The organism is Alkalithermobacter thermoalcaliphilus JW-YL-7 = DSM 7308 (assembly GCA_001584565.1).
In the GTDB taxonomy this organism is placed as follows: domain Bacteria; phylum Bacillota; class Clostridia; order Peptostreptococcales; family Peptostreptococcaceae; genus Alkalithermobacter; species Alkalithermobacter thermoalcaliphilus.
The window spans coordinates 1571158-1596206 of sequence record LSFY01000001.1; the positions used below are offsets into that span (position 1 = coordinate 1571158).

23 protein-coding genes are annotated in these 25049 nt (G+C 29.9%); 2 read left to right on the forward strand and 21 right to left on the reverse strand.

Annotated features, from left to right (window positions below):
* Nucleotides 1-12 precede the first annotated feature (12 nt).
* The 17 genes from upp to JWYL7_RS08200 all read right to left on the reverse strand — a co-directional run bounded on the left by upp (nucleotide 13) and on the right by JWYL7_RS08200 (nucleotide 15926).
* Nucleotides 13-639 (reverse strand): uracil phosphoribosyltransferase, encoded by a 627-nt coding sequence (upp, locus tag JWYL7_RS08125; RefSeq protein ID WP_066071558.1) that lies wholly within the window; start codon nucleotides 637-639, stop codon nucleotides 13-15.
* A 17-nt stretch (nucleotides 640-656) separates the two neighbouring features.
* Nucleotides 657-1106 carry a ribose 5-phosphate isomerase B gene (gene rpiB, locus JWYL7_RS08130; RefSeq protein WP_066071561.1) on the reverse strand — a complete coding sequence of 150 codons (450 nt, stop codon included), beginning with the start codon at nucleotides 1104-1106 and terminating at the stop codon, nucleotides 657-659.
* A 95-nt stretch (nucleotides 1107-1201) separates the two neighbouring features.
* Nucleotides 1202-1360, reverse strand: a complete 159-nt coding sequence (locus JWYL7_RS10595; protein WP_161937497.1) for a hypothetical protein — start codon at nucleotides 1358-1360, stop codon at nucleotides 1202-1204.
* Between the two features lie 11 nt (nucleotides 1361-1371).
* Nucleotides 1372-2406: an L-threonylcarbamoyladenylate synthase gene (locus JWYL7_RS08135; RefSeq protein ID WP_066071565.1), complete on the reverse strand. Its 1035-nt coding sequence runs from the start codon at nucleotides 2404-2406 to the stop codon at nucleotides 1372-1374.
* A gap of 14 nt (nucleotides 2407-2420) precedes the next feature.
* Nucleotides 2421-3104, reverse strand: a complete 684-nt coding sequence (locus JWYL7_RS08140; RefSeq protein WP_066071568.1) for a ZIP family metal transporter — start codon at nucleotides 3102-3104, stop codon at nucleotides 2421-2423.
* A gap of 84 nt (nucleotides 3105-3188) precedes the next feature.
* Nucleotides 3189-4256 (reverse strand): peptide chain release factor 1, encoded by a 1068-nt coding sequence (prfA, locus tag JWYL7_RS08145; protein ID WP_066071570.1) that lies wholly within the window; start codon nucleotides 4254-4256, stop codon nucleotides 3189-3191.
* Between the two features lie 43 nt (nucleotides 4257-4299).
* Entirely contained in the window at nucleotides 4300-5142 is an 843-nt protein-coding gene (prmC, locus tag JWYL7_RS08150) for a peptide chain release factor N(5)-glutamine methyltransferase (RefSeq protein ID WP_066071574.1), read from the reverse strand.
* Nucleotides 5108-6043 (reverse strand): DUF1385 domain-containing protein, encoded by a 936-nt coding sequence (locus JWYL7_RS08155; RefSeq protein WP_066071577.1) that lies wholly within the window; start codon nucleotides 6041-6043, stop codon nucleotides 5108-5110. The genes prmC and JWYL7_RS08155 overlap by 35 nt, the downstream gene beginning before the upstream one ends.
* A gap of 62 nt (nucleotides 6044-6105) precedes the next feature.
* On the reverse strand, nucleotides 6106-6684 hold the full coding sequence (locus JWYL7_RS08160; protein WP_066071580.1) for a thymidine kinase: 579 nt from the start codon (nucleotides 6682-6684) through the stop codon (nucleotides 6106-6108).
* A 50-nt stretch (nucleotides 6685-6734) separates the two neighbouring features.
* On the reverse strand, nucleotides 6735-6935 hold the full coding sequence (rpmE, locus tag JWYL7_RS08165) for a 50S ribosomal protein L31 (RefSeq protein ID WP_066071583.1): 201 nt from the start codon (nucleotides 6933-6935) through the stop codon (nucleotides 6735-6737).
* A gap of 92 nt (nucleotides 6936-7027) precedes the next feature.
* A complete protein-coding gene (rho, locus tag JWYL7_RS08170; RefSeq protein ID WP_072280255.1) occupies nucleotides 7028-8323 on the reverse strand; it encodes a transcription termination factor Rho in 1296 nt (431 codons plus the stop codon).
* Between the two features lie 142 nt (nucleotides 8324-8465).
* Entirely contained in the window at nucleotides 8466-9428 is a 963-nt protein-coding gene (glpX, locus tag JWYL7_RS08175) for a class II fructose-bisphosphatase (protein ID WP_066071586.1), read from the reverse strand.
* Between the two features lie 21 nt (nucleotides 9429-9449).
* Nucleotides 9450-10451 (reverse strand): class II fructose-bisphosphatase, encoded by a 1002-nt coding sequence (glpX, locus tag JWYL7_RS08180; protein WP_066071589.1) that lies wholly within the window; start codon nucleotides 10449-10451, stop codon nucleotides 9450-9452.
* Between the two features lie 180 nt (nucleotides 10452-10631).
* The gene (fsa, locus tag JWYL7_RS08185) at nucleotides 10632-11279 is read right to left on the reverse strand and encodes a fructose-6-phosphate aldolase (RefSeq protein WP_066071592.1); all 648 of its coding nucleotides are present in this window, start codon (nucleotides 11277-11279) and stop codon (nucleotides 10632-10634) included.
* 16 nt (nucleotides 11280-11295) lie between these two features.
* Complete coding sequence (locus tag JWYL7_RS08190; RefSeq protein ID WP_072280212.1) at nucleotides 11296-11649, reverse strand: response regulator; 354 nt, start codon at nucleotides 11647-11649, stop codon at nucleotides 11296-11298.
* A gap of 81 nt (nucleotides 11650-11730) precedes the next feature.
* A complete protein-coding gene (locus JWYL7_RS08195) occupies nucleotides 11731-14820 on the reverse strand; it encodes an efflux RND transporter permease subunit (RefSeq protein ID WP_066071595.1) in 3090 nt (1029 codons plus the stop codon).
* 11 nt (nucleotides 14821-14831) lie between these two features.
* Entirely contained in the window at nucleotides 14832-15926 is a 1095-nt protein-coding gene (locus JWYL7_RS08200) for an efflux RND transporter periplasmic adaptor subunit (protein WP_066071597.1), read from the reverse strand.
* Nucleotides 15927-16310: 384 nt separating this feature from the next.
* Here JWYL7_RS08200 and JWYL7_RS08205 point away from each other — a divergent pair, with 384 nt between their 5' ends.
* Both JWYL7_RS08205 and JWYL7_RS08210 read left to right on the forward strand, forming a co-directional pair.
* Nucleotides 16311-16826 carry a GGDEF domain-containing protein gene (locus JWYL7_RS08205; RefSeq protein WP_066071600.1) on the forward strand — a complete coding sequence of 172 codons (516 nt, stop codon included), beginning with the start codon at nucleotides 16311-16313 and terminating at the stop codon, nucleotides 16824-16826.
* Between the two features lie 102 nt (nucleotides 16827-16928).
* Complete coding sequence (locus tag JWYL7_RS08210; RefSeq protein WP_066071603.1) at nucleotides 16929-18827, forward strand: type I glutamate--ammonia ligase; 1899 nt, start codon at nucleotides 16929-16931, stop codon at nucleotides 18825-18827.
* Nucleotides 18828-18853: 26 nt separating this feature from the next.
* On the opposite strand, the gene pepF is transcribed toward JWYL7_RS08210, so the two are convergent.
* From pepF to JWYL7_RS08230, 4 genes are all read right to left on the reverse strand, one after another.
* Nucleotides 18854-20746 carry an oligoendopeptidase F gene (gene pepF, locus JWYL7_RS08215; RefSeq protein ID WP_066071605.1) on the reverse strand — a complete coding sequence of 631 codons (1893 nt, stop codon included), beginning with the start codon at nucleotides 20744-20746 and terminating at the stop codon, nucleotides 18854-18856.
* Between the two features lie 92 nt (nucleotides 20747-20838).
* Nucleotides 20839-21507, reverse strand: a complete 669-nt coding sequence (locus tag JWYL7_RS08220; RefSeq protein WP_066071608.1) for a hypothetical protein — start codon at nucleotides 21505-21507, stop codon at nucleotides 20839-20841.
* A gap of 87 nt (nucleotides 21508-21594) precedes the next feature.
* Nucleotides 21595-23397, reverse strand: a complete 1803-nt coding sequence (locus JWYL7_RS08225; RefSeq protein ID WP_066071611.1) for a sensor domain-containing diguanylate cyclase/phosphohydrolase — start codon at nucleotides 23395-23397, stop codon at nucleotides 21595-21597.
* 16 nt (nucleotides 23398-23413) lie between these two features.
* Nucleotides 23414-25033: a cell wall-binding repeat-containing protein gene (locus tag JWYL7_RS08230; RefSeq protein ID WP_066071613.1), complete on the reverse strand. Its 1620-nt coding sequence runs from the start codon at nucleotides 25031-25033 to the stop codon at nucleotides 23414-23416.
* Nucleotides 25034-25049: the final 16 nt, after the last annotated feature.

The following is a 25049-nucleotide window of genomic DNA, read 5'->3' on the forward strand; positions in this document are numbered from 1 at the left end:
CTATAAATATTACTATTTAGTTCCGAACAATCTATCTCCTGCATCTCCTAATCCTGGAACTATATATCCGTGTTCATTTAATTTTTCATCTACAGCAGCAACATATATATTTATATCTGGATGATATTTTTCAACCTCAGCAATTCCTTCTGGAGAAGCTATTAAGTTAACAAGTTTTATGTTAGTAGCACCTTTAGCTTTTAAAACATCTATAGCTGCAACTGCTGAACCACCCGTTGCAAGCATAGGGTCTACAACTATAAGTTCTCTTTCATGAACATCAGCTGGAAGTTTTGAATAATATTCTACAGGCTTTAATGTTTCAGGATCTCTATAAAGCCCAACATGTCCAACTTTGGCTGCTGGTATTAATTGAAGTATACCATCAACCATACCTATTCCCGCTCTTAATATAGGTATTATACCTAACTTTTTACCTGATATCATCTTTGCTTTAGTCTTTGCAACTGGAGTTTCTATTTCAACATCTTGAAGTGGTAAATCTCTTGTAACCTCATAAGCCATAAGCATTGCAACTTCTTTTACCATTTCTCTAAAATCTTTAGAACCCGTATTTTTGTCTCTTATATATGTTAATTTGTGTTGAATAAGTGGATGATCTATCACTATAACTGCCATTTTTATCTCCCCCTAAACTATTTTAAGTATTTTTGTTCAATTTTAGCTATTTTATCTAATCTTCTTTGGTGTCTTTCTCCTTCAAATTCTGAAGACATAAATGCATCTACTATCTCTAAAGCTAGTCCCTTTCCAACAACTCTTTCTCCAAGTGCTAGTATATTTGCATTATTGTGGGCTTTTGCCATTTTAGCTGAGAAAGTATCAGAAACAACAGCACATCTTATTCCCTTTACCTTATTTGCACTTATAGAAATTCCTATTCCTGTACCACAGCAAAGTATTCCTGTTTCAAACTCATTGTTTACAACAGCCTTTGCAACAGCATACCCAAAGTCTGGATAGTCGCACGAATCAGTAGAGTTTGTCCCAAAATCAACTACTTCATATCCTTTTTGTATTAGATGCTTTTTTATTTCTTCTTTTAGAAGGTATCCTCCATGATCGCTACCTATAGCTATTTTCATTTACTTCCCTCCTTATTTAGGATTTAGCATAAACCTTATATTATTTCTACATAAATTTAATTTTTCCTTCTTAATTTTATATGTTTTTTATTATTTTATTTATTTTTTTCAAATCTTTTTTCAAGCTCTTTTACTTTGTCAAAGAGTTTAGATATTTTTTGTGGATATCTATGCGGAATATATAAAAATATTGAAAATATTACCATAATTAAAACTATACTTATTATACTCCAGTTTTTTTCTATAAATATCAAAACATTACCTCCTAAACATGTATAATTTTATACCCTGCAGCCTTGTTTAATCTGTTCATAACTGCCTGTCCTAAACCTTTAGTATCAAAACTTTCAGAATAGACTATATCGATCTTTCTTTTATCCATCTCCCTCAAAGTTTTAAATAAGTTCCTAGCAACATCATTTATATCTTTTCCTAACGATATAACCTGAGCATTATATTTGTGTGCATTTTTTTCAAGACACATAACTCCTATTTTTTTGTCCTTATTTTCTAATATTAACTTATTTATTTTTTCTATAACCTTATTTTCTTCTCCTTTTACTATATATACATCTGCTTTTGGGCTATAGTGAGTATATTTCATACCAGGAGACCTAGGAACTATATTTTCATTTTTTTCTAATATAGCAGGATCTATATCAACTTGTAAGAAAGCTTCTAAAAGGTCTTCATAAGTTATTTTCCCAGGCCTTAATATAACAGGAGTTTCATTAGTTATATCAATAACTGTAGATTCTATCCCTACGCTACAATCTCCTCCTAGAATTATTCCTTCTACCTTTTTGTTCATTTCTTCTAAAACATGACTTTCTTGTGTTGGAGATGGTCTGCCTGATATATTTGCAGATGGAGCTGCCACTGGGACATTTGCTCTTTCTATTAACCTCAGTGCTATGGGGTGAGATGGCATTCTTATAGCAACGGTATCTAAACCTGCAGTAGTTGTAGCGGGTAGTATATCACTTTTTTGAAGTATTATAGTAATAGGTCCTGGCCAGAATTTATCCATTATTATTTTTGCACTTTCATTTACATTTTTAGCAAGCTTATAAACGTCATTTTTATCTGCAATATGAACTATTAAAGGATTATCACTAGGTCTTCCTTTTGCCTTAAATATTTTTTTAGTAGCTTCTTCATCTAAAGCATTAGCTCCTAATCCATAGACCGTTTCAGTAGGAAATATAACCGTTCCTCCATTTCTTAAAATATTAGCATGTATATCTATTTTTTCATTATCTATATTATCTTTATCTATACTAGTAATTATTGTATTCAATTTTTTCATCTCCTTTATCCATTCAAATTAACTATAAATATACCCAGCAAAAATCCTAAAACGCAGTATTCTGGTTTAGATCTTGGAAAAATTTCATCAATAGTTATATAAAGCATAGTACCAGCTGCTATAGCTAAAAATATACCTATAATATCGCTGAATATATTTCCAAAATACGCTCCTACAAAACTTCCAATCCCCATAGGAACACCCGCTAGAAATGTTAACCCAAATACTTTTAAAACATTCATCTTTCCTTTTATTAAACTCAAAGCCATAGCAAGCCCTTCTGGAATATTGTGAAGCCCTATTATAAGAGCAAGAGTTATACCTAAAGATTGTTTCCACAAATATGAAGAGCCTATAGCAAGCCCTTCAGGGAAATTATGTATAAGCATAGATATAAATATAAGGTATCCTCCCCTTAGATTATCTTCAAATTCTAGTGAATTTTTTATTAAATATGTAGATAAAACTCCAACAATACAGAATATTACTGAATTTAGCGTTCCCATTTGCTGTATAGACTCAGTAATTAACTCAAATGAAACTACAGATAACATTATTCCACCACAAAGCCCCATAAAAATATCTAAATATTTATCTATACTTTTTCTAAATACAAGTGAAATAATAGCTCCTGAAACAGTACCTACTATACCAGCTACAAAACCTATCAAAGTAATTTCTAAAATCATAAAGAATCCCCCTAATAACTGTTATAGTAGTACTGTATGAAAAAAATATTAAGTTTATGCAAAAAGGGGCACTATGCCCCCTTATTATTGTACCATTTTAAGTTTTTCTGTTTGGTCTGTAGTTATTAGTGTATCTATCATCTCATCTATATCTCCATCTAAGAAACTTTCTAGTTTATATAAAGTAAGATTTATTCTGTGATCTGTAATTCTTCCTTGAGGGAAATTATAAGTTCTAATTCTTTCAGATCTATCTCCTGTACCTACCTGACTTTTTCTTTCTTGAGCTATTTCTCTATTTTTTTCTTCTAAAGCTCTGTCATAAAGCCTAGCTTTAAGGATTTTTAAACATTTCTCTTTATTTTTAAGCTGAGATTTTTCATCTTGACAAGATACTACCTCTCCAGTTGGTATGTGTGTAATTCTAACTGCAGAGTCAGTAGTGTTAACACTTTGTCCACCGTTTCCTGATGAACGGAAAACATCTATTCTAAGGTCATTTGGATTAATTTCTATTTCAACATCATCAACTTCAGGCAAAACAGCAACCGTTGCCGTTGAAGTGTGTATTCTTCCTCCCGACTCTGTTTCTGGTATTCTCTGAACTCTATGAACTCCAGATTCATACTTAAGTCTTGAATAAGCACCTTTACCTTTTATCATAAATGAAACTTCCTTATATCCTCCAACTCCTGTCTCATTTATACTTAAAAATTCAACTTTCCACCTTCTTCTTTCTGCATATCTTGTATACATTCTAAAAAGGTCTCCAGCAAATAAAGCAGCTTCATCTCCACCTGCACCTGCTCTTATTTCAACTATAACATTTTTCTCATCATTAGGATCTTTAGGAACTAAAAGAAGCTTAAGTTCATTTTCAACATCTTCTATTTTATCTTCAAGCTCTGAAAGTTCCATTTTAGCAAGTTCCCTTAAATCTTCATCTGAAGATTCTTGAAGTATTTGTTTTGACTCTTTGATTCCATTAACAATTTGTTTATATTCTCTATATTTTAATACTATTGGTTCTATTTCTGCGTGTTCTTTTATATATTTTTGCCACAAACTTTGATTGTTAATTATTTCTGGATTTCCTATTTTTTCAGTTAAATCAATATATTTTTGCTCTATAAGTTCAACTTTATCAAACATTTTTTTCACCTCTCTATTTTAAACATATCAATATTTCATTATATCAAAATTTAACCCCTATAACAACCCTATCTATTCCTTGAAGATCCTTTACATACCTTATATCAAAAAAACCATTTTCCTTCATAATAGCCCCTACATCTTTAGCTTGATCATGTCCTACCTCATATGCTAATACTGCTCCTTTTTTTAGATAATTATATCCTTCTTTAGTTATCTTTTTATAAAATATAAGTCCGTTATCTTCTGCAAGTAAAGCTATTTCAGGCTCAAAGTTTTTTACCTTTATATCTAAAGTTTCAAACTCTTCTTTTTTTATATATGGTGGATTAGAAACTATTATATCAAATTTTAAATCTTTATCTAACGAAGAAAATAAATCTGAATAAATAAATGTTATTTTATCACAAACACCATTAGCCTTAGCGTTTTTTCTTGCTATATCTAAAGCTTTTTCAGAAATATCTAAAGAATAAACTTTACAATCCTTTATATATTTAGCTAATGATACAGATATAGCTCCTGAACCTACTCCAATATCGAGTATGGTTGGATTTTTTATATTTTTACAAATATTTATAACTTCTTCTACTAAAACTTCAGTATCAGCTCTTGGGATTAAAACACCTTCCTCTACATAAAAATCAAGACCCATAAATTCCTGTTTTCCTAATATATACTGAACAGGCCTTCCTTTTTTTCTTTGATCTAGTAATTTATTAAACTCATCTATTTGCTCTTTAGTAAGATCTTTATCTAAGTTCATATGAATATATAACCTATCTACACTGAGTACTTTGCAAAGCATAAGTTCTATATCAAGCTTTATATTATCCTCATGCTTTAGCTCATTAATTGACTTTAATAAAATCTTCCTTATTGTCATATTCACTCTCCTTATCTTCAATAACTGCTCTTAATGCTAAAAGTGCAACTTCAAGCTGAGAGTCATCTGGCTCTTTAGTTGTTATCTTTTGAATATACATACCTGGAAGCGATAATATTTTAATAACTTTGTTATCATACTTTGAAAATAGTTTTATAACTTCATAAGAAATACCTGCAACTACTGGAAGCAATATAAGTCTATAAAAAACTCTTAAATATGGATTTGGCCAACCAAATAAAGAAAATAAAAGCATTGATATTATCATTACAACAAACATAAAATTAGTTCCACATCTTGCATGTATAGTAGTAAAGCTCTTTGCATTTTCTACTTCTAAAGGAAGATCATTTTCATAACAGTGTATAGCCTTATGTTCTGCTCCATGATACTGAAATACCCTCTTTATATCGTCATTTAGCGATATTAGGTATACATAACCAATAAATATAGATATTCTTATAATTCCTTCAAATAAATTTAAAACAAGTGTATTTTTCACTAAGAATTTAAAAAGCGAGCCTAAGAATGTAGGAAGTAACATAAATAAAATTACAGAAAACAAAAGCGATAAAAATATAGAAAAATATATCATTAAATCATTTGCTTTTTCTTTGAATATTTTATTTAAAAACTTTTCAAATCTTGAAGGCTCATCTTCTACTTCAAAAAACTCTGCTGAATAATTTAAAGACTTTATTCCATCAACTAAAGACTGAATAAGAATGAAACTTCCTCTTATGAACGGGGCTTTAAAAAACTTACTTTTCCTTGAAGTTAAATTTCTCTTTTTTATAGCTATTTTCCCATCAGGCTTTCTTACAGCTACAGCTACTTTTTTATCGCTTTTCATCATTACCCCTTCTATAACCGCCTGTCCCCCAACATATTCTTTTTTCATCTTCTCATCTCCTTTATATTATGATACCACAAAGTGCAAAAAAAGACTGCCAAAAAAGCAGTCTAATCTTTATCTATAACATGACATTTTCTACATCTAGCTTCATAACTTTCCTTTGCTCCAACTAATATTATAGGATCATTATATTTTGCAGGCTCTCCATTTATTAGTCTTTGAGTTCTGTGAGCAGGCTCTCCACATATCATGCACACAGCCTGTAGCTTGTCTACAAATTCAGCAACTGCTAAAAGCTTTGGAGTAGGTCCAAATGGCTCTCCTTTAAAATCCATATCAAGTCCTGCTGCTATAACTCTTATTCCTTCATCTGCAAGTTTGATAGCTATATCCACTATTTCATCATCAAAAAACTGAACTTCATCTATTCCTACAACTTGAACATTTTTCTTTATGTAAGATAAAATTTCTTTAGCACTTTTTATAGGAATAGCATCTATACTAGTTCCATTGTGAGATACTACATCTTCACTGCTATATCTATTATCTATTTCAGGCTTAAATGCAATTACATTTTGTTTTGCAATTTTTGCTCTTTTAAGTCTTCTTATAAGTTCTTCACTTTTACCACTATACATGGGCCCTATAATAACTTCTATATATCCATGATGAATTGGTCTATACATTGGCGTCCTCCTTAAAAAAAACAGGAGTTGGGTCGTCCAACTCCTTTTTATTAGTCAAGTTTGAATCTCTTTTTGAACTTATCGATTCTTCCACCTTTTTCTACAGTCTTTTGTTTTCCTGTGAAGAATGGGTGGCATTGAGAACAAATTTCTACTTTTATCTCATCTTTAGTTGACCCTGCTGTAAAAGTATTTCCGCATGCACAGTGTACAGTTACTTCTTTGTAGTTTGGTTGTATTTCTCTTTTCACTCTGTTTCACCTCTTTCGTTATGTTATATTTATTTAAATACTTTGATTATTCAACTGCTATATTGTATCACACTTTAGTTTTGTCTTCAAGTCTAAATATTTTTTCCTATTAATGCCACAAATTCTTCATTATTCTTAGTTTTTTCTAGTAAGTTTATTATTTTTTCTGTTACTTCTTGAACTGTGTTGTTAGACATTGCTCTTCTTACTTTCCATAAAGCTGAAAGTTCTTCTTCTTTTAATAAAAGTTCTTCTTTTCTCGTTCCTGATTTATATATATCTACAGCTGGGAATATTCTCTTTTCTGCTAATTTTCTATCAAGGTGAAGCTCCATATTTCCTGTACCTTTAAATTCTTCAAATATTACATCATCCATTCTAGAACCAGTTTCTATAAGAGCTGTTGCAAGTATAGTAAGAGAACCCCCTTCTCTTATATTCCTTGCAGCTCCAAAAAACCTCTTTGGTCCATGAAGTGCTCCCGGATCTATACCTCCTGATAATGTTCTTCCTGTTGGAGGTATTGTAAGGTTATATGCTCTTGCAAGCCTTGTTATACTATCTAAAAGTATAACAACATCTCTTCCCTGCTCTACAAGTCTTTGAGCTCTATTTAAAACCATTTCTGCTACCTTTATATGATGAGAAGGAAGCTGATCAAATGTAGAGTAAATAACTTCTCCTTTTATAGATTCCTTCATATCTGTAACTTCTTCAGGTCTTTCATCTATAAGTAAAACTATAAGCTCTATATTAGGATAATTTTCAGTTATGCTATTTGCTATATTTTTAAGAAGGCTAGTTTTTCCAGCTTTAGGAGGTGCAACAATAAGCCCTCTTTGACCTTTTCCAATAGGAGATATAAGATCTATAAGCCTTGTAGCTACATCTAAGTTTTTTCTTTCTAGGTTAAGCCTCTCATCAGGATATACAGGAGTTAATTTATCAAAAGAAGGTCTTTTAGAAGCTATTTCAGGATCTTCATCGTTTATCTTTTGAACATAAAGAAGTGCTCTAAATTTTTCTCCACTCTTTGGAGGTCTTGTTATTCCTGTTATCTTGTCCCCAGTTTTCATATTAAATTTTCTTATTTGAGATGGAGATATGTATATGTCCTGATCTGTTGATAAGTAATTTTTTCCTCTTAAAAAACCATATCCATCAGGTAGTATCTCTAAGATACCTTGAGCTATATTTTCATCACATACTTCATCTGAAAGCTTCTCTGGTAAAGTATTTACTTGTTTTTTTTCTTCACTATTTTCTTTATCTATCTTAATTATCATATCTATAAGCTCATCTTTTTTATATTTTACAACAGATTTAATTCCCTTTTCCTTGGCTAGTAGTCTAAGTTCTACTAGTTTCATATCTTTTAGTTCTTCTATCAAAAACTATCGCCTCCGTTATTTAAATCTATATACTGGGAAAACATAAGGTGAGAAATGAAGAGAAAATCATTCAGTATACTTATAATATCACCATAAAATTATTAGGTCAAGAAAAAGTACTTTGCTTTTGCAAAGTACTTTAATAGATAGGTTTTTTATCTAATCTATGGATAGCTTTTATAAATCTTATAGTTCCTGTTTCTGATCTCATAACAAGGGAATCTGTTATAGCTATTTTGTTTGGTTTGTATACAACTCCTTTTAAAAAATCACCATCAGATACTCCTGTTGCTGCAAAATATACTTCATCGCCCTTTACTAAATCATCAAGAGTTAGGAGCTTGTTATAATCAAGTCCCATATCAATACATCTTTTCTTTTCTTGATCATTTTGAGGTGCAAGCCTTCCTTGGAAATCTCCACCCATACACTTTATGGCTGCAGCTGCTAATACACCTTCAGGAGCTCCTCCTATTCCTATCATCATATCAACTCCTGAATGTTCAAAACAAGTTGCCATAGCAGCACTTATATCTCCATCTGTGAAAAGCTTTATTCTAACCCCAGCATCTCTACACTCTTTAATTAAGCATTCATGCCTTGGTCTATCTAATATAGTAACAGTTAAATCATCAAAACTTTTATCAAGTGCTCTTGAAAGTATGCTCAAGTTTGCCTTTAGCGGAAAATCTAAACTTATATGTCCTCTTGCCTTTGGTCCTACTGCTATCTTTTCCATATACATATCAGGAGCATTTAGTAAATGTCCTCTAGGAGCTAAAGCTACTACTGCTATACTATTAGGTAGACCCTTAGCTACACAGTTTGTTCCATCTAAAGGATCTACCGCTATATCTACCTTTATAGCTGATTGAGTTTTGTTTCCTATCTTTTCACCTATGTAAAGCATAGGTGCTTCATCCATTTCTCCTTCTCCTATAACTACAACTCCATCCATATCTATAGTATCAAACATTCGTCTCATACTATCTACTGCTGCAGCATCTGCTATATTTTTATCTCCCCTACCTAAATACCTTGCAGCACTAAGAGCTGCTGCCTCTGTTACTCTAACAAGATCTAAGGCTAAATTTCTATCCATACTCTCCCCCATATATCTAAATTATTTTTTTCCGTACTTTTCCATAAGGTGTTTTATTATTTCATTCTTATCAAGCCTATGAACAGCATCTACAAACCTTATAGTCCCTGTTTTGCTTCTCATAACTACTGAATGAGTTTTTATCATATTTTTTCCATAGTGAACAACGCCTTTTAACAAATCTCCATCTGTTATTCCTGTTGCTGCAAAGAATACATCATCACCTTTTGCAAGATCGTCAAGATATAGTGTTCTTTTTATTTTTTCATCAGTAAATCCCATTTCATAACATCTATTCATTTCTTCCTCACTCATAGGATTTAGTCTACACTGCATATCTCCACCCATACACTTTACAGCAGCCGCTGTTATAACACCTTCTGGAGCTCCCCCTATTCCTAGCAACATATCTACTCCAGTATTTTCAAAGCAAGTTGCTATACCTGCTGCAACATCTCCATCTCCAAACATTCTTATTCTAGCTCCCAATTTTCTTATACTAGATATGATATCACTATGTCTTTCTCTATCTTGTATTATAACTGTTACATCAGATATATCTTTATTAAGAGCCTTTGCTACATTCCTTACATTCTCCTCTACAGGAGCATCTATATCTATACAACCTTTTGCTCTTGGCCCTACTATTATTTTTTTCATATAGGTATCTGGAGCATTCAAAAGACAACCCTTTTGAGCCATAGCAACAACCGATATAACATTTGGAAGTCCCTTTGCTATAAGAGTTGTACCTTCTATAGGATCTACTGCTATATCTACTTCCATATCTTCTTGTGTTCCACATCCAACCTTTTCACCTATATAAAGCATAGGAGCCTCGTCAAGTTCTCCTTCTCCTATAACTACTTCTCCTCTAACCTTTACAGTACCAAAAGCCATTCTCATTCCTTCAACAGCTGCACCGTCTGCACCGTTTTTATCTCCTCTACCCATAAACCTTCCTGAAGCTAATGCAGCCGTTTCTGTTACCCTAACTAGTTCAAGTGCTAAGTTTCTATCCACAACTATTACCCCCTAATTAATTTATTACACTATTAATTATATGTCATATTTATATATTCTGTAAAGGTTTGTGTTATATTTTTAAAAATGTGATATATTAAATAAGCTTATTTTTCTTAATATGTTTTTCTAAACAAAAAAGGTTATGACCAAGATATCTTGATCATAACCTTAAATTCATTACTTTTTAGGTACACTCTCCCAATCCTTTAAGAATTTTTCTATACCTATATCAGTTAATGGATGATTAAGCATTTGCTTAAATACATTATAAGGAATTGTAGCTATATGAGCTCCTGCAAGAGCTGATGATATAACGTGCTGAGGGTTTCTTATGCTTGCTGAAATTATCTGAGTATCTATTTTGTGTATATCAAATATTTGAGCTATTTCAGATATAAGGTTTGCTCCTTCATGTCCTATATCATCAAGCCTTCCAACAAACGGGCTAACATATGTAGCTCCTGCTTTAGCTGCTAAAAGCGCTTGATTTGGTGAGAACACTAAAGTTACATTAGTTTTTATACCTTTTTTAGAAAGTTCTTTTACAGCTTTTAATCCTTCACTAGTCATAGGAATTTTTATAACTATATTAGAATGAATCTTTGAAAGCTCTAGTGCTTCTTTTATCATTTCATCAGAATTTAAAGATATAACTTCTGCTGATATAGGACCATCTACTATAGATGTTATTTCTTTTACTACCTCAACAAAATCTCTACCTTCTTTAGCTATTAAAGAAGGATTTGTAGTAACCCCTTCTATCACTCCCCAAGAGTTTACTTCTCTTATTTCATCAACATTTGCAGTATCAATAAATAATTTCATTCTTTTCAACTCCTTATCATAGTATTTTATCAACTTTATTTTTTAACTCAAATATATCAAATGGCTTTTGAACTATATCTTCTATATTAAGCTCATAGAGCCTATCTACTTTCTTAGGATCTGTAAATGCTGTTAGAATAATCACTTTTACAGTTTTGTTTATATTTCTTATATTCTTTAGTATCTCAAGTCCATCCATATCTTTGAGTCTCATATCTAAAAATACAATATCTATATTCTCATCTTTTATTGTATCAATTGCAGTTTTCCCACTTTCACATAAATATATGTCATAGTCTGATTCAAATATAGCTTTAAGAAGAGATCTTAACCCCACTTCATCATCTACTATCATTATCTTTTTTTTCACTTTTTGCCCCTCCAGTTTTTATATCTTTAATATTAATTATAATAGTTTTAGAAACTAAATAAAAGGTAGAAAAACACTTTCCTACCTTTTATTTCTTAGCTTATATTTATATTTTAAAGTTATATCGTCAAATATTGTATATACAACTGGTATAAACACTAGCGTTAAGAGCGTAGATGTAATAAGCCCTCCTATAACTACAGTAGCAAGTGGTGCTTGAGTTTCTCCTCCTTCTCCTATACCAAAAGCTAAAGGTATAAGACCAAGTACTGTCGTAAGTGTAGTCATAAGTATAGGTCTAAATCTTGTAATCCCAGCTTTTATAATAGCATCTTTTCTTTCTAATGAGTTTTCTCTTAGTTTGTTTATATAATCTACTAAAACTATTGCATTGTTTACAACTATACCAGATAGCATGATTATACCTATAAAAGCTGGAACAGATAATGTTCTTTTAGTTAAAAACAATCCTATAAATCCTCCTGATAATGCAAATGGAACTGAAAACATTACTGTAAAAGGATGTATCAAAGACTCAAACTGAGATGCAAGTATCATATAAACTATAACTATTGAAAGCAGCAAAGCAAGTATAAGTCCCTTAAACGCTTCTATCATATCTTGTTGCTGTCCTGTAAATGAGTATGTATATCCAGCTGGTAGATTATAGCTGTTAAGCTTTCTTTCTATATCATCAGTTACTGATTTTAAGTCCCTTCCTTTTAGCTTTGAAGTTACTGTTATAACCCTTGATTGATTTATTCTTGCAATTTGGGTTGGAGAATTTCCATATTCAATAGTTACAAGATCTCCTAACGGAACTTTTTCACCCATAGCTGACCTTATCATTATTTGTCTCATATTATCTACAGAACTTCTTATATTACTGTCTAACGATAAATTTACATCTATTTCATCAGCATCTATCTTAAATCTAGTAGCTCTTACCCCTTCTATAGAGCTTTTTATTGTATTTGCTATTTCAAATGTAGTTATCCCATAAATAGAAGCTACTTGCCTATTTACATATATTCTAAGCTCTGGATCTCCTAGTTTTATATCTACATTTACTTGTGATGTTCCCGGTATATCACTTATTATGTTTGCAAAGTCTTCTCCTATTTGTCTTAGTTTATCTATATCATCTCCTTTTATTCTTATAGCTATAGGATCACTTTCAGGACCTGCCCCCTGCATTGAAGAAACTTCACTTACAGTTATTTTTGCACCAGGTATTTTTGCTACCTTTTCTCTAACATCAATTACTATATCTTCTGTCTTTCTTTTTCTATCCTTTTGGTCAACAAGAACAACTGTAACTGTTGATCTATTTTCTGCTGATGTTCTAAATTCTCCAGATGATCCAATTTGAGTAAATATTTTCTCTTTTTCTGGAATTTTACTTACTATATTTTCTACCTTCTGTACTATTTCATTTGAATAATCAATACTACTTCCAAATGGAGTTTCTATATTTACAACAAATCTTCCTTCATCTTGTTTTGGAAAAAACTCTCCTCCTACCATTCCTACTAAAAAGATAGATGATATAAATATAGCTATAGCTATAAAAACTGATAGCTTTCTTTTTCTCAAAGCTAGATTTAGTAGTTTTTCATACCTATTTTGTACATTACTTATAAATTTAGAGAATGTATTTAGTATTTTATCTGTTAATGTAAATTTTTTCTTAGATTCACTTTCTAGTTTAAGTATTTTAGACGAAAGCATAGGAACTACAGTTAAAGAGATAATCAAAGATGAAATAAGAGAAAAAACTACACTAAACGAAAGCTGCTTAAATACTATAGCAGTAAATCCCTGTATAAATACTATAGGTAAAAACACTGCTATTGTTGTCATAGTTGAAGCAAAAACAGCCATTATAACTTCGTTAGTTCCTTTTATAGCTGCCTCATCGTTAGAATATCCTTCTTGCCTAAATCTGTATATATTTTCTAAAACTACTATAGAGTTATCCACAAGCATTCCTATCCCAAGAGCAAGTCCTCCTAGGGATATTAAGTTTATAGTAAGTTTTCCAAAATACATAAAAGCAAACGTGGTTATTACAGATACAGGAATTGCAACTCCTACTATAAAGGTTGACCTTATATTTTTAAGAAATAAATAAAGAACAATTACAGCAAATATAGCTCCTAATATAGCATTTTGAGATACATTCTTTATCGATTTATTTATAAATTCTGATTGATCCATTCCAACTATTATTTCAATATCTTTATATTCTTTATCAAGTTTTGATACTTCATCTATTACCTTCTGAGCTACTTTTACTGTATTTGCAACAGACTGCTTAGTTATAGATATTCCTATACTATTTTTACCATTGACCCTTGATATATTATTTTGATCTTTAAATACAAGATCTACATTTGCTATATCAGAAAGTCTTATTACCTCCCCTGTTCTAAGAGTTATTGGGATATTTCTTATTTGATCTATATTTTCAAACTCACCAATAGTTCTAACTAAAAGTTTTTTATTTCCTTGATTTACTGTTCCACCTGGAAGATTTATGTTTTCAGATCTTAATATATTTTGAATGTGCGATAATGTAAGATCATATCCATTTAGTTTTTCACTACTTACCTCTACCTTTACTTGTCTTTCATTGCCTCCAGATATCGAAACCGATGCTACCCCTTCTATTCTTTCAAATCTTGGAACTATCTCGTTTTCAACTATACTTTGAAGTTTATCAATTTGAGTATCAGAAGATACACCTATCTGAACTATCGGCTGAGCATTTGGATCTATCTTTAGTACTAATGGATTAGATGATCCTTCTGGAAGTAATCTTTTTATCATATCCACTTTTTCTCTCATCTCTAGTGCAGCAAAATCCATATCTGTTCCATACTCAAATTGAACAATAACAATTGAATTTCCTTCTCTTGAATAAGAACTTACACTTTTTAGATTGCTTACCGTCGAAACAGCCTGCTCAATTGGTCTTGTAACTAACTTTTCCATCTCCTCAGGAGCAACCCCTGAATAATCTACAGAAACTATAGCTACAGGAATTTCTATTTCTGGGTACAAATCAACAGGAAGTTGAAAAATAGATACAACCCCTATAAGCAGTGCTATTAACATAAACATAAGTGTTGTAACAGGCCTTTTAACACATATTTTAGCTATATTCATAACTTCCTCCTTTACTCTACGACCACAACTTTACTTTTATCTTCTAAATACTCTTGTCCCTTTACAACAACACTTTCACCTTCAACTAATCCTTCTACTATTTCAACATATTCTCCATTATCAATACCTATCTTTACAGGCCTTATGATTGCCTTATCATTTTCTACTATAAATACTACACTTTCTCCATTTTTTACAACAACTGCTGAAGATGGTACTGCTAATACACTTTCTCTTTTTTCAGTAACAAAACTTACTCTTGCATTCATTCCTGGTTTTATTAGATTTTCGCTGTTATCAAGCTCTATTCTTACAGGATATGTCATAGTATTTGAAATAGATATACTTTTTATTTTTGCTTTAAAAGGATCAGCCTTAACAGAATCTATGTAAATATCAACACTATCTCCTACATTTAATCTATTTACAAGACTTTCAGAAACATTTACATCTACATACACCTTATCTATATTCATTACTACAACAGAAAAAACTGCCGAAGAAGCTATTTCCCCTACATTTACATTTATACTAGTTACAACTCCAGATATAGGAGATCTTATAATAGTATCTTCAATATTAGATTTTGCGTTATCTAACATAACTTTCGACTGATTAAGCTGAAGTTTAGCTATATCTAAATTGGGAAGATTTGCTCTGCTCATTTCGTATTTTTCAAGCTCTTCCTTTGATATAAAACCACTTTCAAACATTTTTTTCATTCTTTCATAATTTTCATCAAATACTTTTACTTGATTTTTTATATTTTCATAACTTGCTAAAGCTAAATCATAAGATGCTTGTGCTTGTGCTATTGCATTTAATATATCCTTTTGGTCTAAAGTAAATAATATATCTCCTTTTTTTACCTTATCGCCCACATTTACATTTATCGAGCTAACTTTACCTGGCATTTTAGGGCTTAAATTAACCCTTTCAAAAGGAACTACTTTACCTGTTAAATCAGTACGTAAACTTAAATCTATAGCTTTAGATTCATAAGTTTTCACACTTTGTAAAGTTTCTTGCTCTAGTTGCTCTACCTGTTTTTGACACCCAGAAAATACAAATACAGCACAAAGAATAATCAACATTAATTTTTTCAAAGATTTGCCCTCCCTTTTGTCATATACTTAGTGTTTAAAAATAAAATTTATACATATAATAATTCTACACTAGTTGGATTATTTTTCAATAAATACTTGTTTTGTAATTTTTTAGGTTATTTTGACTGCTTTTGGCGAATGTATTGAGTCTTTAGAACTAATTTGTTATTTTATTACTATAAAACTTTTGGATCTAAAAGGAGTTTTTAAGATGTTTAAGATAATATTAAATGGTTGCATTTTAGGAATAGCATTTAGACTTATATTTCTTTATATAATTCTTTTTTTTATAAAGACTTTACTTTCAATGCTACATTTATAGCTATAAATATTTTACTTAGCTCCTTAATTGGTATTGCCTTTTCTTTTTTGTATTATACATGTATGGATCTTAAAAACAAAAATAACCTTCTAAGTATTTATGCTACAACAGATTATATGACTGGGTTTTTAAACAAAAGAAATGGAATAGAAGTTTTAAAAAATCAACTTAAGATTTTAGATGAAAACGGAAAACTTTCTGTATTTTTTATAGATATAAACAATTTAAAATTAGTTAATGATATGTATGGACATAAAGAAGGAGATGAACTAATAATAACAATTGGCCGTATATTAAAACAAAGTCTACGAAAAGAAGATACAGTTTGTAGGCTAGGAGGGGATGAATTTTTAGTTATACTTCCTAACTGCTCGTTTAATCAAGCTGAAGATGTATGGAGGAGAATATGTTCTAATATTTATGAATATAATCAAAAAAAATTAAAACCTTATGAGATTAGTGTAAGTCATGGAACACATGAATGCAAAAAAGGCGAAACAGTCGAACAAATCTTATTTTTAGCAGATCAAAAGATGTATAGAGAAAAAAGTGTATATAAAAGTTTAAAACTTACATAAGAAGATCGAAAGATCTTCTTTAATTTTTTTCTTTAAAACTTAATATTTTTATGGTATAAATAAAATATTAATTTAAAAATCATTTTACTAGGGGGTTAAAACATGGATGAATTAATATATGTAATACCTAAAGAAATGCATAACAGTTGTGATCTTAAAAAAATACTAAATGAACATCCCGAAATTAGATTTGTATCTTTAGTTGGTATAGATCTAGGCGGAAATGCAACTGATGAAAAAATTCCTGTAAAGGCATTTTTAGAAGATTTAGATGATTTTTTAAAAAATGGTATCCAAACCGATGGATCAAGTGTTGTCCTTCATGAAATCGCATCTTTAAACAACGCAAGAGTTGATCTTGTTCCTGACCTTGATGTAAACTGGTTTATTGACTACAACTATGATTACATAGAAGATAACCTTCCTGTTGGAACACTAGAGATCCCTTCTTTTCTTATTCACAATGGCAAAAGAGTAGATTCAAGATCTATACTGCTTAAAGCAGTAAATAACTTTAAAAATAAAATAATGGATATACTAAAAACATATCCTCACATTCTGAAAAATATAGGAATAAATGATGTTTCAGATATTGAAGATGTTGTACTAACTTGTGCTACTGAACTTGAGTTTTGGGTTAAAACTCCTGATGATAAGGCTGATATAGAAAAACTTTCAACATCACAAATGTTAAAAGAACAATACTGGAAAAGAACTCACGGAACAGTAAGAACTGCCCTTGAAAAAACACTTATACTGCTTGATAAATATAACTTAGAACCTGAAATGGGCCATAAAGAAGTTGGAGGAGTAAGTAGCAAAATATCTATAAAAGGAAAAACAACTTATGTTTTAGAACAACTTGAAGTTGACTGGAAATATTCAAATCCAATTCAAGCAGCAGATAATGAGTTAATAGTTAGAGAAATAGTAGAAGATACATTTAGACGTTATGGCCTTGAGGTTACATTTATGGCAAAACCTCTTGAAGGCGTTGCTGGAAATGGAGAACATACACATGTAGGGGTTAGTGTTAAATTAAAAGATGGAAAAACTAAGAACCTATTTTCTCCACTTGATATGAAAAAAGATTATTTAAGTGAAATAGGTTATGGGGCACTTATGGGATTATTGAAAAATTATGAAGCCCTAAATCCTTTTATAACATCTTCAAACGATGCATTTAATAGACTAAAACCTGGATTTGAAGCTCCTGTATGTATAGTTGCATCTTTAGGAATAGATGTTGAAAATCCAACTAGAAATAGATCTGTACTAGTAGGTGTAATAAGAGATTTAGATAGCCCTCTTGCTACTAGATTTGAGCTTAGGTCTCCTAACCCACTATCTAATACTTATTTAGTTATAGCTTCAATGTATCAGGCAATGCTAGATGGAATACTAGCTGTTGCTAAGAGCAAAAAAAGTGCAAAAGAACTTGAAAAGGAAATATCAAAACAAGCTGGAGATGAAAGTTTTTATCTTGAAAAAAATAGAGCTTACAGAAGTGAAGAAGATGTTTTTGAACACTTTACAGAAGAAGAAAGAAATGCACTATTTTCAAAACCTCCTGCAACAGTTTATGAGAATATATTAAACCTTAAAAAGTATGAAGACAAAACAAAAGTACTTTTAGATGGTGATGTATTCACTGAAGAAATAATAAACTCATTTATAGCAAGCTCTATCGAAAGATGGGAAACTGAACTTAAAGATAGAATACTTGTAGATAATATAAACTTTTTAAGGGAATGCAAAAAAGTTCACGATATAGAAGAAGCTACAGACCTTGATATAGTTAGATGGGAAAAAATAAATAATTTAAGACAATATATGATGAAAAACAGCTTAGATAGAAAGTGCCTATTTACAAGACTTAAAGAAGCGCTAGACAATAAAGATTACTGCCTTGCATCTTCGCTTCAACTAGAAATGTATTCTAAAATCAATGAAATAAACAAACTTTATATAGAGTACAAAAGAAACCTATTTAATATATAAAGAGCAGGATATCCTGCTCTTTTTCCTTATTCTTTCAATAATTTTTCAAATTCATCTATGAGCTGTTCAAACTTTTTAAAAGCTTTCTCAAGAGGCTTGCTACTTGTCATATCCACTCCTGCTTTTTTCAAAAGATTAATAGGATAATCACTTGCACCTGATTTTAAAAACTCTAAATATTTTTCCCTTGCCTCTTCGCTTTTTAATATATCTTCTGACAATGCAATTGCTCCACTACAACCTATAACATATTTATATACATAAAAGTTTCTATAAAAATGAGGAATTCTACTCCACCAAATTTTAGAAAGCTCGTGAACTCCAAAATCTTCTCCGTAATATTTTCTTAAAAGATCTGCCCAAATTTCGTTTAAAATACTTGCATTTAATGTATTTCCACTTTCTACTTTTTCGTGAATTATTTTTTCAAACTCTGCATACATTACCTGAGTATATATAGCAGATTGTATAAGGTCTATATAATTTTCTATTAAATATATCTTCTCTTCCTTGCTAGATGCATTTTCTATCAAATACTCAAAAAGTAAAGCTTCATTTGTAATAGATGCAACTTCTGCTGTAAATATAGAATAATTTGATTTTATATAAGGCTGATGTTTATTAGTATAATAACTGTGCATTGCATGACCCATTTCGTGTGCTAAAGTTGAAACATCAGAAAAGCTATCGCTATAATTTAAAAGAACATAAGGATAAGTGTCATAAACCCCAAAAGAATACGCCCCTGTTCTTTTATTTTCTCTTTCGTATACATCTATCCATCTACTATTTAAAGCAACTTCAAGGTCTTTTATATAATCTTGACCTAAAGGCTTTAACGCATCTAACAAAATATCCTTTGCTTCATCAAAAGGTATTCTCCTTCCTGGATAATTTGATATAGGTATATACATATCGTAAAGATATACCTTATCATCTATTCCTAAAGCCTCTTTTCTTAAAGATATATACCTATGAAGTGGTTTTAAATTTTTACTTGTTGTATTTATTATATTTTCATAAAGCTTTACACTTACATTATCTCTATCTAATGAAGCTTCAAGAGATGAATTATATTTTCTTGCTTTTGAGTAGAAAATATTTTTTCCAACTTCTCCTGCTAAGTTTGCCGCAAGCATATTTATATTCTGATTAAAACTTTCAAACTCTTTTTCAAAAGCTTCTTTTCTTAAAGTTCTATCTCTACTTCCCATCAAACTTCTATACAATGCTGGCGTTAAAGTAATTTCATTTCCATCTCTATCCTTTATCTTTCCAAAGTTTCTTTCACTATTTCTAAAAATATCGTATATGTTACTAGGTGTATTTGCCATAAATCCTGCAAGAGATATTATATTTTCTTCTTCAACAGATAAATATCTATCCTTTAATCTAAATAGCTCTTTAAAATAAAAATCATAATCTCTTAAAAAATCATCTTCTTTCATAAACTTATTTATCTTTTCTTTTGGAATACTTAAAATTTCTCCTTCTATAAAGTTAGTAGAAAGTTGAAGTTTTATATTTATGTTTTTAGCTTTTTCTTTTAATGCTATGTATTTGTCATTACTTTTGTCTTCATCGCTTTTAAGATGTGCGTATATATATAGTTTTTCATTTAGTCTTTTCATGTCTTCTAAATGCTTTAAGGCATTTTTCATATCTTTTGATGAATTTGATAATCTACCTTTATATTTTTCAATTTCGGGTATCATTTGTTCTAATCGTTTATAATCTCTTTCCCAATCTTTATCTGTTTTATATATCTTAGTAAGATCCCAAGTATATTCATGTGAATCTATAGTTTTAAACACATCAATAGAAGTATTTATATTTGAAATAGTAAATATAAAAAGTAGCATTCCCATCAAAACTGTAAGTATTATAAACTTTGAAACTACATATCCTTTTTTATTCATATACTCCCTCCTTTTTATAATGTCTATATTAGGATATGTAATTTTTAAAAATATATAAACATTTACAAAAAAAGAGCAGATTAACCTGCTCTTTATATTGTCCACTCATTATTAATTATCCCAACTAAATACCAGTTACCTTTATATTCTTCAAATACAAGTCTTAAACTTCTCCAGTCCATTCCAGCATATTCAGGATTAAATCCTGAAAAATAATACTCTACAATTATAGGATCGTCATAGACTTTAAATTGATTCTCTAGCATATTTCCAAAGCTTAGTACTTCATTATACCCTATCTTTTCAGCATTTATAAAATCTTTACTATATATAAATCTTTCATAGTATTCTGATGGTTTTAACTTTATCTCATCTCCAGTTCCATCAAAGTATCCCCACATATATACATTTTCATCACTAAAGAAATTAGAAATTTTCTCTTTATCAAATACCAAATCCCTTTCAACATCTACATAAGTATATGGAGTAAATCTAACTCCTTTTGTTGGATGAACAATATTTGAAAGAGTTTTCATATCTTTTTTAGAAAGTGCTTTTATAGCTTCATAAGATCTTTCTTCTATTATTTCCTTTGGACTTTTGTTTTCCTTGCTTGTATTTTCATCTTCTTTAATCTCATCATTTTCTCTTTCTTCGATCTTATCATTAATCTTATCTTCATCGGGTTTTTGATTAGTACATCCAGTAAACATAGCAAACATTAATAAAATAGATATTGCTAAAATAAATGTTTTTTTCATACACTTTCTCCTATCCTTTTAAATTTTAAAAACTTAAAAGATTTATTATCTATATTAGAATATGTAGTTTTATTAAAAAATATATAACTATATTACCGTTTCTTTATCAAATAAAGATATAAATATATCAGCAAGATAAGGATCAAATTGAGTTGATTTATTTTTTTGTATTTCTCTTAGTGCATCTTCTATACTCATAGCTTTCCTATAAGGTCTATCTGTAGTCATCGCATCAAAAGCATCTGCTATAGCTAAACATCTTCCTTCTATAGGTATACTTTCACCCTTTATTTTTCTTGGATACCCTAATCCATCATACCTTTCGTGATGACAAATTATAGAAGGTAAAACCTTAACTAAATTTGGTATATGCTTTATTATAGTTACAGACATATCTACATGCTTTTTCATAATTTCCATTTCTTCTTCACTAAGCCTAGACGGCTTAGTTAATATATGTTCTGGGATTCCTATTTTCCCTACATCATGCAAAAGGCCCGCATGCTTTACAATTTCTATTTGTTCTTTACTAAACCCAGCTGCTTTAGCAAGCTTTACAGCATATTTTGATACATTTTCAGAATGCCCATATGTATATCTATCTTTTGCATCAATAGTTGCAGCTAAAGCATGTACTGCTGAAAAATATGCATTTTCTATTTTTCCCTCTATATCTTCCGTTCGAAATTCATTTTCATATTCTTCATATACAACGCATTGATTTTTTCCTCTTTTTTTAGCTGAATAAAGAGCCTTATCTGCTTTTTTTAGTATATCTTCTTTAGTTATTCCTGATCTTGGAAAATTAGCTATCCCTATGCTAACAGTTAAAAACTTACTCATATCATTTAATGAATTAAACTCATTTTGAATACATTTTCTAAGATTTTCTAATAATTCTAAAGCATCTTTTTCTGATAAATTAGGAAGTATTATTGCAAATTCCTCTCCACCATATCTTGCTACTATATCTTGAGGTCTTGTAAAGTTTTTTAATACATCTCCTAGTTTTTTTAAAGCTTTATCTCCTTCGTAATGTCCATATAAATCATTAAAAAGTTTGAAATGATCTACATCAATTAAAGCAACACTAAAATTATCTAAAATTTTATTTTCAATAAGATTTTCAAATACATCCTTAAAATACCTTCGATTATAAAGTTTTGTTAAACTATCTGTTATAGACTCTAACTTTATTTGAGTATAAAGTTTTGCATTTTCTATTGCTATAGCACTGCTATTAGCAATTGCTAGGAGAAAATCTATATCACTTTTATCATATCCTTTATGTCTTTGTGGCAAAATAAACATTCCTATAATATTTTCTCTAAGCCTTATAGGAACAATAATACCTATTCCCTTGTAACAATCATTTTCTAAATATGCTAACTTGTATATTTGATATTGCGTTACAACGTCACTATTTTTAAGATATTTTAAAATATCACTTTCTTCATTCAGTCTAAGATCACTAATATTGCTTACCTTACCCTTTGTCTGAAAAGTTATATAATTATTATTTTCTTTTAATAAAAGTGAAACACTATCGATTTTCATAGTACTTAATATTGTCTCTAAAATCTGATCAGAAAGCTGCTCTATATCTAATGTATTGTTTACTTTTTTGCTAAAATCATTTAGTATCTGAATTTTTGAATAATTATCTTTATATAATATTTTATCTATGAAAGATTCTATGTTATCTTTCAAAGCTTCCACTACAACGCTAAATACTATAATCGCTATAATGGAAGCTATAATGTTTTCATATATTGAGGATTTGTCTAAAAAGTGTATAGAGGCTAAGTAAATGCCTGATAACAAAGAGGCATTTATTGTAAACGTTATAAGTTTTTTAACTATTAAATTCTCATTAAAGAGCTTTTCCATGTAATTCCTCCATATATTAATTTCTAAACTTACTTAAAATCACATCTAAAATTGATTGTGGAATAACCTTTTCTCCCCCTAAAGCAATAATGTTTGTTGAACTATTTGAATTATTTATTATATGATTTAAAGTTAACTCCCTTATAGTATTTGATGTTAAAAATACAAATGAATTACTCTTAGCTGCTAATGCGCTTGCTGCTAGTGCATCTGCAAACTCATTTCCTATTTGTCCTTGTCCTATAGCTATATATACTTTTTCATAATTTATATGGTCATTAAAATATGAAGCTATCTGAACATTAGTTTCGAACCTGTCTTTTCCATAAATTCTATGAGAATTTTGTATGTCATTTTCTACTTTCTTAGATATAACGCCTTCTCCTCCTATTAAATAAACCTTATCTAAATTATTTTCATCTAAAATTGATTTTATTTTTTCTGGTATACTATCTTTTCTAGTAAGCAATATCGGCCAACCCTTACTTGCAGCAATAGACGCTATAGAAAGCGCATCTGGAAAGTTTTCTCCACTTGCTATTACAGCTTTATCAAAATCTAAATCGTCTACAATTTTAAAGGCATTAGATCCTTGCAAAGGAATAAATCTTATTATATTCACATCATTATAATCTGTTACTATATGAGATAAGCCATTAAAGTTTATAAATTCATAATCGGGTACAACTCTTTTTCCATTTCTATACCAAAATGTTGTAGGATCAGCCCCTACCCATCCAACTTCAGGCACATAAAACTCTACCCATTCATGGTATGATGAACTAATATCTTGAATTTCATGTAAATCGCCTACATAATGTCTGTATCCTATTACACTTCTAGCCGGAATATTTACACTCCTTAACATTGCTACCATTAGCTTTGCAAATTCTTCACATACACCTTTTCTGTATGTGAAAGCACTAAGTGCTCCTTTATTTGCATATTGAGGATTTGTATCATAATTTAAGTTTAAATTAACCCAAGAAAATATAGCATAAGCTTTTTCATATATATTATTTTTTCCGTTTGTAATTTCGATTGCCTTACTTTTTATTTGCTCATTATTTACCTCTATTTTTGGTTCTTCTCTAAGATACCTACTTAAAGAATTTAAAGTTTGTTGTGAATAATTAACTTTTACTTTATTTATATCTATAACAGGATTTGATATTTCATATATTCTATCTATACTAACTACTACACTAGACATTTTTGGAACTTTATTTATTATAACCTCGACTAATCTATCATTATTTTCATCTAAAACCATAGTATAGTTATAATTACAAATTATTTGTTTTTCTTTAATATGAAGCGAACTTAAACTTTCTCCTATATCTATGATTACTTTTAAGTTTGTTAAGTCCTCTTTTGTTGAATTATTAGATATTCTTATATTTTTTCTCAAAACTATTTCTTTACTATCCTTTAATAAAACACTGCTTGTTTTTGGAATTATATCAAAACTAAGAGAGTCTAAACTTTTATAACCTGTATTTTTTATTTGTAATACTCCATTGTAGCTATTATTATCAACAACAATTTGAATATCTTTATCATATCCATATATATTTATACTAAATATAGACAAAATTAAAGCTAATACCAAAGCCAAACTTGTAATTTTCTTCATAAAAACACCTCCTTTG